The organism is Kitasatospora sp. NPDC086009, from assembly GCF_044540385.1.
GTDB lineage: Bacteria > Actinomycetota > Actinomycetes > Streptomycetales > Streptomycetaceae > Kitasatospora.
This window is the reverse complement of sequence record NZ_JBITSA010000030.1, coordinates 48,489-58,340: the sequence shown is the minus strand read 5'-3', so window position 1 is coordinate 58,340 and position 9,852 is coordinate 48,489. Positions and strand designations below refer to the sequence as shown.

General features: G+C 73.4%; 10 protein-coding genes. 5 read left to right on the top strand and 5 right to left on the bottom strand.

Translation table 11 applies throughout. The features are described 5' to 3' along the window. Positions 1 to 541: 541 nt before the first annotated feature. Positions 542 to 1,459, bottom strand: a complete 918-nt coding sequence (locus ACIF6L_RS37000) for an alpha/beta fold hydrolase (RefSeq protein ID WP_396491417.1) — start codon at positions 1,457 to 1,459, stop codon at positions 542 to 544. A gap of 78 nt (positions 1,460 to 1,537) precedes the next feature. On the opposite strand from ACIF6L_RS37000, the gene ACIF6L_RS36995 reads away from it, so the two are divergent. The 4 genes from ACIF6L_RS36995 to ACIF6L_RS36980 all read left to right on the top strand — a co-directional run bounded on the left by ACIF6L_RS36995 (position 1,538) and on the right by ACIF6L_RS36980 (position 6,114). Continuing rightward, positions 1,538 to 2,260 (top strand): TetR/AcrR family transcriptional regulator, encoded by a 723-nt coding sequence (locus tag ACIF6L_RS36995; RefSeq protein ID WP_396491416.1) that lies wholly within the window; start codon positions 1,538 to 1,540, stop codon positions 2,258 to 2,260. A gap of 257 nt (positions 2,261 to 2,517) precedes the next feature. Next, positions 2,518 to 3,075, top strand: coding sequence for a hypothetical protein (locus ACIF6L_RS36990; protein ID WP_396491415.1), 558 nt, complete (start codon positions 2,518 to 2,520; stop codon positions 3,073 to 3,075). A gap of 385 nt (positions 3,076 to 3,460) precedes the next feature. After that, positions 3,461 to 4,939, top strand: a complete 1,479-nt coding sequence (locus tag ACIF6L_RS36985) for a hypothetical protein (RefSeq protein ID WP_396491414.1) — start codon at positions 3,461 to 3,463, stop codon at positions 4,937 to 4,939. Further along, positions 4,936 to 6,114, top strand: a complete 1,179-nt coding sequence (locus ACIF6L_RS36980) for an ARPP-2 domain-containing protein (RefSeq protein ID WP_396491413.1) — start codon at positions 4,936 to 4,938, stop codon at positions 6,112 to 6,114. Before ACIF6L_RS36985 ends, ACIF6L_RS36980 begins: the two co-directional genes overlap by 4 nt. Positions 6,115 to 6,200: 86 nt before the next feature. Here the strand turns inward: ACIF6L_RS36980 and ACIF6L_RS36975 are convergent, their stop codons facing one another. From ACIF6L_RS36975 to ACIF6L_RS36965, 3 genes are all read right to left on the bottom strand, one after another. After that, positions 6,201 to 7,487, bottom strand: a complete 1,287-nt coding sequence (locus tag ACIF6L_RS36975; RefSeq protein ID WP_396491412.1) for an MFS transporter — start codon at positions 7,485 to 7,487, stop codon at positions 6,201 to 6,203. Beyond that, on the bottom strand, positions 7,484 to 8,023 hold the full coding sequence (locus tag ACIF6L_RS36970; RefSeq protein WP_396491411.1) for an ArsR/SmtB family transcription factor: 540 nt from the start codon (positions 8,021 to 8,023) through the stop codon (positions 7,484 to 7,486). The genes ACIF6L_RS36975 and ACIF6L_RS36970 overlap by 4 nt, the downstream gene beginning before the upstream one ends. A gap of 349 nt (positions 8,024 to 8,372) precedes the next feature. After that, on the bottom strand, positions 8,373 to 8,660 hold the full coding sequence (locus tag ACIF6L_RS36965) for a hypothetical protein (protein ID WP_396491410.1): 288 nt from the start codon (positions 8,658 to 8,660) through the stop codon (positions 8,373 to 8,375). 182 nt (positions 8,661 to 8,842) lie between these two features. Between ACIF6L_RS36965 and ACIF6L_RS36960 the strand changes: the two genes are divergently transcribed. Next, positions 8,843 to 8,998: a hypothetical protein gene (locus ACIF6L_RS36960; protein WP_396491409.1), complete on the top strand. Its 156-nt coding sequence runs from the start codon at positions 8,843 to 8,845 to the stop codon at positions 8,996 to 8,998. Positions 8,999 to 9,174: 176 nt separating this feature from the next. Here the strand turns inward: ACIF6L_RS36960 and ACIF6L_RS36955 are convergent, their stop codons facing one another. Then, positions 9,175 to 9,771: an NADPH-dependent F420 reductase gene (locus ACIF6L_RS36955; RefSeq protein ID WP_396491408.1), complete on the bottom strand. Its 597-nt coding sequence runs from the start codon at positions 9,769 to 9,771 to the stop codon at positions 9,175 to 9,177. Positions 9,772 to 9,852 lie beyond the last annotated feature (81 nt).

The window sequence follows — 9,852 nt, the reverse complement described above, 5'->3', positions numbered from 1 at the left end:
CTGCAGTACCGCCCCGAAGCCCTCGACGGCTTCATAGCCGGCACCGGCCTGACCCTCGACACCCCAACGTCACCCTGACAAGCCGAAGTCAGTAGATCCGCGCGCCAGCTCTGCCAGTGCCTCAATCATGGCTCTGATTGCCGGTAATAACGGGCCGGGCCCAGGAATCCTTCTGGACAGCCCGGATCATCGGGCTGCGTCCGCTGCAAGGTGAAGCAGCTGATCACGATGCTTCGCCGCGAGGGTGCCGAGGCGGTCCGCCTCGGCCGACCGTGGAGCTTCGCCTGAGCTAGCCGGGTTCTGCTGGACGCGGCATGCTGACGCACCGCGAACCTCGACGATCCGGACCTCCGCCCGGTAGAGGAGCGGGGGCCTTGTCGCTGCCCGGCGGTTACCCGGCGGGTCGGGCGCCGCTTCGCTGGTCCTCGATCATCTGTCCGGAAGAGCCGCCACGGCACCGGCTCGGCAGGCGGCGCCCCGTCGGGCCGACTGTTCGAGGCCTTCGCGAAGGCCGATGGCCGGACCTTCGTCGAAGCGCCCGTCAGCTGCGCGCCGCCCGGTCGGCCAGGGCGCGGATCTCGCCGGCGATGGTGCGCCAGACCGATTCGGGCAGTTCGTGGCCGACCTCCAGCAGCAGCAGCTTGCGAGCGTTCGGGATCCGGGACGCGATCGCCGTCGCGGCGGCGGGCTTGATCAGGGGGTCGTCCGCGCCGTGCAGGACCAGTATCGGCCGCCGGATGCCGCTGATCCTCCCACCGTGCCACTGGGCGCCGACCTGGCGGGCCTGCGCCTGCTGGTCGTGGACGCCCGCGTCGGCGGTGCGCTCGGCGGCTTCCCTCGCGGCGTGCTCGTCGAAGGGGCGGGCCGGCGAAGCGAGCAGCCGGGAGACCTCGACACTAGCGGCGATCGCGCCCTCCCGGGTAGCGGGGAACTTCAGCTTGGCGAACTTCGCGAGGGTGCCCATCCGGATGAACCGCATGGTCTTCAGGCCCGCGACATCGCCGGGAACCGCGGACATGGTCGTCACGGTCCGCACCCGGTCCGGGTGCCGCAGGGCCACGCGCTGGGCGATGGCGCCGCCGAGGGAGACGCCCAGCAGATGCGCGGATTCCCAGCCCAGCGCGTCCATGACGGCGATCGCGTCGTCTGCCATGTCCTCGGCCGTATAGGCCTCGCCGCGCTTGCGGAACAGCGCGGAGACGGGGTTCCTGGTGGCGACGGGCGGCAGGTGGGTGGATTCGCCGCCGTCGCGCTGGTCGTAGCGGGCGACGGCGAAGCCCGCGTCGGCGAGCAGGTGGCACAGGCCGTCCGGGATCCAGAGCCGGTTGACGCCGAGACCGGTCATCAGCAGCAGCGGCTCCCCGCCGGTCCCCTCGGTGAGCCGGTCGTACGCGAGCTTGACCGGCCCGTTCTCGGCGAAGCGGACCGGGGTCCACGGGTGCGCGGTGGACTCGGACATGGCGGCCTCCCAATAAAGTGCGATCGATGTTCGCAGTTTTAGTATAGGGGGCGCTCGCAGGCAGCAGCACGACAACGGATGAGAGCAGGTGCACGAGTGGCCCAGGAGCCCGTCATCGTCTGGACCCGGCCGGAGCGCGGCACACGCGGGCCCGCCGCCGTGCACACCCGTGCGGAGTTGGCCGAGGTTGCCGTCCGACTGGCGGACCGCGGCGGTCTCGCGGCCGTGTCCATGCGCCAGGTCGGCGCGGAACTCGGCACCGGCCAGGCGTCGCTGTACCGCTACCTCGGCTCCCGAGACGACCTCCTCGACCTGATGACGGACGCGGTCGCGGGCGAGATCGGCCTGGACGTCCCGCCGACCGGTGACCCAGTCGAGGACCTGGTCGCCCTCGCGGTCCGGGCGAAGGACGCGCGGCTGCGGCACCCCTGGCTCGTCGACGTCCCCCCGGAGCCCCTCCGGATCGGCCCGAACGGGATGGACTTCCTGGAGTACGCGCTCCAGGCGCTCGCCCCCGCCGGGCTGCCCGGCCGGACCAGTATGGAGATCGTCGCCGTACTGAACGCCCTGACCGAGCAGTTCTCCCGCGCCGAGTTGCAGACCGACCGCGGACTCACAAGCCGCCGGGGGGCGCAGGCCGCGTACATCGGCGAGACGGCGGCCCGCGGCGGGCACCCGCACCTCGCAGCGGCCCTGGCTCAGCAGTCGGAAGCGGACCCGGCGGAGGACGGGCAACAGCGGTTCGAGCGCATCATGCGGCGGGTACTCACCGGCCTCATCACGCAGGGGGCCGACTCCTGAGCTTGTCCTACCTTTCGCGCGCTCAACGCCCCAGCGGTAGACGCCGAGGCCTGACCCGTGGGGCACTCCGCGGCGGGCTCGGTCCGCTTGGGGCCCCCGTCGGGAAGCCAGGAGCCCATGAGGCCACGGCGTTCGAGCGCACGGGCCGCTTGCAGAGCCGTCGCCGCGCCTGCCCCGCGCTTCCGAACGTTCGGCGACGCCACCGATCGGTCCCGGCGTAGGCTCTCCGATGATCACAGCAGTCACGAGAGGTGGACATGGGCCAGAAGATCATTCGGTTCTCGGACCTGACCGGCAAGCACGTCGAGAACGACGGCGACCTGGTGCGCGTCGTGGTGCGCCAGCACCCCGACCTGGAGGGCGGGCCGGTCGAGATCGAGGCGCTGGCGGAAGAGCTGGCCACGGTGGAAGAGCTGGCGCTCGACCTGGTGACGATCGAGCTGCACTTCCCGGACGCCGACGAGCCGGAGACGGTGGTCCTGGAGGCCGAAGCGTTCAACCGGCTTGCCTCGGCCGCTCCGATGGCCGACGTGCTGCGCGGCGCCAAGCGGGTGGCCCGGACCGTCCCGAGCCAGGCCACGGTGCCGACGGGCGCCAGGGAGCGGGTCAACTACGCCAGCCTGGAGCACGCCGGCAGGCCGCACAAGGGCCGCACCACCGACGCCGAGAAGCAGCTCGTCCAGCAGCACCTGGATGAGATCAACGCGCGGCTGGCCGCCGAGGGCACCCGGACGATCGACCTGAGCAACGCCGAGCACGTGGCACGGTACGGCCTGGAGGCGCTGGCGCACGAGCGCGGCACGACGCTCGGCTGACCGGGGACCAACCCACCGCCGGGGTCGGCAGAACCCGGGTCTGCATCCGGTCCTGCTCGACCCCGTGGTGACCGGGCTCGGCCCCCGACGCAGCTCCCGCCCGCCGCGTCGGCGGCCGGGTCCGGACCGCTGATCGGGCCGGCCCTCGCGGCCGTGGGGGTCGCGCCCGGTGCGACGCCGCGTCGTCGGCCCGGCCGGGCAGCGCTGCGTCCGCGGGTCGGCGGGCGGATAACGGCTGGGCCCCCGCCACCGCCCGGTGTTAGGGTCGACCGGCCGGCCGCGGGACTCCGGTGCGACTTCCGGAATGTGCCTTTACCGCAATGATTCGCAGCTCGTGCCCCCATTCCCCGGCCGGCCTTTCCCACACGACCACCGGGGGCGCGCAGTGGAGACGTACGGCGACCTCGTCGCCGCCGAGGACGTGCTGCTGTTCGTCAACGCCGCGATCACCGGCACCGGCCAGAGCGAGTTCCACGGCGGAGCCGCCGAGCAGCAGCTTTCGCTGGAATTCCTGCACGAGTACATGCTCGTCAACTACCGCGGCCCGTACGCCGCCGCGCTCGCCCTCGACATCAACGACCACAACGCCGCCCTGATCGTCCGACGGCTGCTGGAGTCCTCCCGCGACGCCACCGCGCAGCAGCGGCACACCGAGGGGCGGCTGATCGCACGCCGGCTGGAGCTGCTGCCGCCACAGCGGGTCTACCGGCTGATCGGCGAGCTGCGCCGTGCCAAGGTCAACAACCGTCGGACCCGTGCGATCGTGCGCGACTGGCTCGCCGCCCGTCCCGACCAGACCCTCGACGCCGTCAAGTACCGCGCCGGGCTCAAGCGCGCGCTGCGCCACACCCACCTGCGGCCCGCCGCCGCGGAGACCGGCGACTTCCTGTACGCCCCGCGACGCCGCGGCGCGTACCAGGCACCGCTGCTGGACGCCTGGCGGCGCGCCCACCACCAGCAATCCGCTCTCTACGAGCTGCCGTACACCGTCGCGGAGGGCTTCGCCCGGCGCCACGGCATCCCCCGGGCCGCGTTCCTGGAGCGCATCGAACCCCGGCTGACCGGCCTGGAGCGGCTGCGCCTCCAGGAGTCCGCGCGCGCCGCCGGCGCCACCGCCGTCACCGCCGACGACGCGGCGCTCGCCCGGATGCCGCTCACCCGGCTCGCCTCGTACGTCCTGGGTCTGCCGCCCGCCGACCGGGTCGCCCGCCGCGCGGAGCTGACCGGCGCCCTGCGCGGCGCGGCGCGCCGGGCGGTGCGCGCGGCCGGCGCCGAGGAGGGTGGCTGGGGCCGGGTCGCGGCCGTCCTCGACGACAGCTGGTCCGCGTACGGCTCGGGCGTGAAGCGCCGTCGGCCGCTCGCCGCCGCGCTCGCCTGCCACTTCCTGCTGGCGGCGCTGGCGGGCGAGTACACGGCGCTGTGGACCTCGGGGCGCACCGACGCCCTGCTCGCCCGCCCGTCCGGCCCGACCCCGCTCGGGCGCCGCATCCTGGACGCCCTGGACACCGCGCCGCAGCGGCTGGTGATCGTCTCCGACGGCTGGGACAACGCCCCGCCGGGCCTGGCCGCGGAGGTGCTGCGGGTGTGGCGCACCCGCCTGGACCCGGAGCACCGGACCAGCATCGTGCACCTCAACCCGGTGTACGACGCGGAGGGTTTCGACGTCCGGCGGCTCGCCCCGACGGTGCCGACGGCCGGGCTGCGCGACGCCGAGGACCTACCGGCGCTGGTCGAGTTCGCGCGCTTCGCCGACGGCCGCACCGACCTCGCGGAGCTGACGGCGCACCTGGCGGCCCGCACCGAGAGCTTCCTGGCGGCCGGCGCGACCGGGCGCCGCCCCACCGCCGAGGAGAGCGTCCGATGACCACGACCCCGTCCGGGCCGGCCTTCCGGATCGACCTCGCCGGTCTCGACACCCGGCCCGCCCAGGTGTGGGGCGGCGTGCGCCTCGTCCCGCTGGTCCGCGCCGAGCCGATCGAGGACCTCCGCCTCCACCAGGAGCTGTACGAGCCGGAGTACGCCGCCGTCCCGGTCGGCCGGCACACCGACTACCTCGCCTACGTCCCGCACGGCTTCGTCGCCGACTGGACCCGGGACGGCACCCCGGCGGCCACCTACGGCACCCGGCTCGACGCGCCCTCCGCCATCGGCGCCACCGCCCCGCCCGAGCGCATCCGGGTGCGGGCGCCGCGCCGGCTCGCCAAGCGAGAGAGCCGGACCCGGCTGCGTTTCCTGCCGTTGCACCTTGCCCTGGAGGGCTACCTCGCGCTGCACTTCGGCGGCCCGACCATCGCCTGGGAGGAGTGGTCCGACCGCGCCGTGCGGCACGGGCTGTCGCCGCGCGCCGAGGAGGCATACGTGGGCGACCGGGTCCGCGGCCTCGCCGACGCGCTGCGGGTCTTCGAGATCCACCCCGGCCAGTGCGGGCTGCTCGTGTACGTCGCCGACGCCCTCGCCGCGGCGTTCGTCGTCCCGCACCCCGACGACTACCGGGCGCTGCACCGGACGCTGCTCCTCGACCTCTACGGCGAGCTGATCCACCACTACGCCCTCCTGTCCGCCGCCGTCCCGGACTTCCGCGCCGACCTGCGCACGGCAGGCCCGGTCAACTCGGTGGCCGAGCTGCGCGCGGCCGTCGCCGGGCAGGAGCGCGCCTGGGCGGACTTCCACGACGACACGATGGCGGGCGGCCTGCTCGACCCCGACTACCGGGCCCGGGAGGTGCGTCGGCTGGGCCGCTTCAGGCTCGCCCGGTTCCTGCCGGAGTTCCGTCCCAAGCAGGAGAACCACATCGGCGAGGCGATCACCGACGAGCACGGCCGGCTCGCCTACCTCAAGACCTTCCGATTGTCCGAGTCCCAGGTCCGGCGCGGCCACCTGCTGGACCGGCTGGCCGCCCACGAGTGGCACCTGCCGAGCGCCGCCGCCTCCCTCGGCCTCACCGAGCCCCAGCTCGGCCTGCGGATCGAGGGCGCGGGCTTCGCCGGACTGCTGCGCCAGGACGTCCTCGACCACTACCGCCGCGCGGCCCGCCGGTAGCGCGGTCTGCGGGGCCGGCCGGGCGCCGTGGTCGCGGTCGCCGTCGCCGTCGTGCGCCCGACTGGCTCGACGGCCTCTGCGGCGTCCTACACGGCACCCTCGTGAACGAGCTGCCGGGATCCCGGGTGGGCCGGGTCGTCGGCCGGGGCGGCGGCGCGCAGTGCCGCCTCGACCTGGCGGTTGCTGGTCATGGTCGCGGTGACGGCGGTCATGGTGAGGAGGAGACCGGCGGCGGTGTAGAGCGGGGTCCGCACGTCGTAGGTGGTGGCCAGCCAGCCGCCGAGGAAGGCGCCGAACGGGGCGGCGCACATGGAGAGCATGCGGGAGGTTGAGGCGACCCGGCCCATCAGGTGGGCGGGGACGATCGTCTGCCGGAGGGAGGGGGCCAGCACCATCGTGGCACCCATGCCCGCACCGCAGACGGCGAGCGCGAGACCGGCGACGTACGGGTTCGGTGCGGCGGCGAGGACCAGGACGGCAAGCCCTTCGAGGGCGGCCGTGCAGGTCAGCGCAGTGCCGGTGCCGAGCCGTCGGCCGAGGAAGGAGGCGATGCCCGCGCCGAGCAGACCGCCGGTGGCCTCCGCGGTGAGGAGCAGACCGAAGCCGAAGGCGCCGATGCCGAGGCGGTCGTGCGCGAAGAGGGCGAGCACGGTCTCCACAGCGAGGAAGGCGATGTTCCCGACCGCCGGACGCAGCGCGAGCCCGAGCAGCAGCTGGTTCCGGAAGACGTACGAGGCGCCGTCCCGTGCCTGCCGCAGCAGCGACTCGCGGGCCTGCGGCAGGGGCCGCGGCGCGGCGGGCAGCGAGCGCACGAGCAGGGCGGACAACGCGAACGACACCGCGTCGGCGAGCAGCGGAACCGCCCGTCCGAGCGCGAGCAGGGCGCTGCCCGCGGGCGGTCCCGCGAAGCCGGACGCGGCGGTCTGGGCGCCGCGCAGGCGGGAGTTGGCGCGCTCCAGGAGTGCGGGGTCGCGGCCGAGCAGGTCCGGCAGATAGGCGGTGGCGGCCGTGTCGAAGAAGAGTCCGCCGAGGCCGAGCAGGAAGGCGACCGCCGCGAGAAGGGGAACGCTGAGCAGGTCGAGCGCGGCCGCTGCCGCCGGTATCGTAAGGAGCACCGCACGCGCCGCGTCCGTCACCCACATCGTGCGCCGACGGTCCCAGCGGTCCACCAGCGCACCGCCGAGCACCCCGAACAGCAGCCACGGCAGCGTTCCGGCGGCAGTGACGACGGCGAGCGCCATCGGATCCCGCGTCAGCGTCAACGCGAGCAGTGGCAGCGCGGCGTGCGTCACGCCGTCACCGAGCGAGGACACCGTCTGCGCGGTCCACAGTCGTCCGAACCCGGCCGGCAACTTCCGAAGGTCTGAGGTCACTTGGCGTCTCCTTCGGCCTGCACGCGGGTTGCCGGGTGGAACAGCGCGAAGACGAGCGACGCGTCCGGCAGGGACGGATCGGACAGCTCCCGGTACTCGTCCGCCAGCGCTTGCAGCCGCACCCCCAGCTCCGCGAACTGCTCCTCGGTGAGCCGAAGATGCGCCATCCGCACGTGCCGCTCGCCGTCCGCCGGCGCCGCCTCCAGGTCCGCCACCGCATGCCGCATCAGGATGTCCGGCCCTCCCTCGCCCGGATCCGGCAGCACGATCGACCGCGCGGCCATGGCGTAGTACCGCTCGGTGACCCCCCGGACCTTCCGCGTCCGTACCACCGTCACCAGCCCGGCCCGCTCCAGCAGCCGCACGTGGTAGCTGGAGCTCCCCTTCGCGAGGCCCACCCGGTCGGCGATCTGCGTGATCGTCGCGGGCTCGAAGCGGAGCACGGCCATGATCCGGTGGCGCGTGAGGTTGGAGACGGCGCGTAGTTGCTCGTCAGTGGTGACGTGGAACTTCGCGGGGAGATCATCGGTAGGCATGGGCCCAATGGTCAACGTTTCTTGACCATTGGTCAAGGGGTTTCGCCCGCGCGCCCGGGATCGACTGTGCAGCACGCGGGGCCTTCACCCCTGCTCCCGCCCGAGCTGCCGGGGCGGGCGGGCGCCTTCGGCCCACTGTGGGCGCTCAACCAGCCCTCGCTGTCGACGACCGTCGATCCAAGATCGAAAGGACCTCCAGGGCCTTCCCGTGCCCCTTCGGCAACCTGGGTGGTTCAACGAACCCGGGGTCGTTCTCTTGTGCCAGAACTCCGGCTTTGGGCAGGGAACTTGACCTCTACGCGTTCCGACTCCTGGTCGCCGAAGCGCCGATGCGGACCGGCACCCGCTCCTACGGGAGATCGTGCAGGACGGCCACTCCCGTACCGAACGTCCACACGGCCGGCAGGAGCCACATGCCAGGGGACGGGCGGTCCTTGCGCAGCACGGCGATGGCGATACCGACAAGGAGGCAGAGCAGGGCGAGGCCCTGGGCGATCCAGGCGATCGTGGGATAGCCGGGGTGGGTGCCGGTGCGGTCGGCGGCCATGCGAAGGATGAGGGAGGGAAGGAGCAGTGGCACGCCCGTGTGAGCGACGATGTCCTGGAGGGTGGAGGTGCGACGGGCGGGGTCGGTCACGCCGATTCCTTGACGACGGGTGGCGTATGGCTGTTCCGCGCCACCGCGGGGAGGTCGGTTGTACGACGGATCGGGGAGGCCAGGAGGGATCCGCTCGCTCGCCGTCCGGCCGTGGTGCTGTCGCGGGACATGACCAGCGCTGGGCCGCGGGCCGGTCGCCGCAGGGCCTTCAGAGCAGAGCGGTGACCGATCGCGCCGCGGCCATGGCGACCAGGAGGGCCGCGCCGGCCAGAAGGCACTGCGTCGCGCGCTGCATCCTTCTCGCCCTGAGCTGGTGGACGCTGATGCAGCGCCACAGCTCCAGGACCGCGGAGTCGGCCGCCGCCTCCACGCTCTGAGCGGAGAAGCCGGACCGGAACTCCTCCGGAGAGCCGAACGCACCTACGGTGTCGCCGTAGCCGAAGGCGATCGGAACCGGGAAGCCGGCCGGCCGCGGGGACGCCGGCCGAGCGGGTCGGCCAGCACCGCACCGGGACACGGTGCGGTGTGGCCGGAGCGGTGCGCTGTGCCCGGCTCAGCGGACTATCGAGATCGCGAAGGGCGAGAAGCCGTTGGCGCGGATCACGTGCGGTACGAACAGGATCGCGGCCTCCGTGGCGCGGGCGGTCCGGATCCCGCCGAGATCGGTGATCCACTCGTCGTGCCAGCCGAGGTCGTTGAGCAGTTCGCGGACGGTCTGCTTGGCTTGCGGGTCCTCGCCGGAGAGGAAGGCGTCGGGTGCCCGGGTGAGCATGGCCGGTGCGGTCATCACCGGGAAGAGCATGGTGTTGAGGGTCTTGACGACATGCGTTTCGGGGAGCGCTTCCTGGAGTTGCTCGGCGAGGCTCGACCCCGGGTGGAGCAGTTCGCCCGGCAGTCCGTCCGGTCCGTCCGCGGTGGCGTTGGAGACGTCGACGAGGATCTTGCCCCGGAGTTCCTCGCGCAGGGCGGTGAGCCGCTCCAACGAGCCGTCGCCCGGGGTGGCGTTGATGACGATCCGGGCCGTGCGGGCCGCGTCGGCGGCGGCGCCCGGCGTGCGGTCCGCCACGGTCACCTCGTGTCCGGCCCGGGTGAGGGCGGTGGCCAGGTTGCCGCCGACGCGGCCGTTGCCGAGAACTGCGATGGTGGTCATGGGGAGGGGGTCCTTCCGTTCGTACGGGATCGTGGTGGTCGTGGCGCGGTTGCTCGTGGCGCGGTTGCTCGTGGCGCGGGG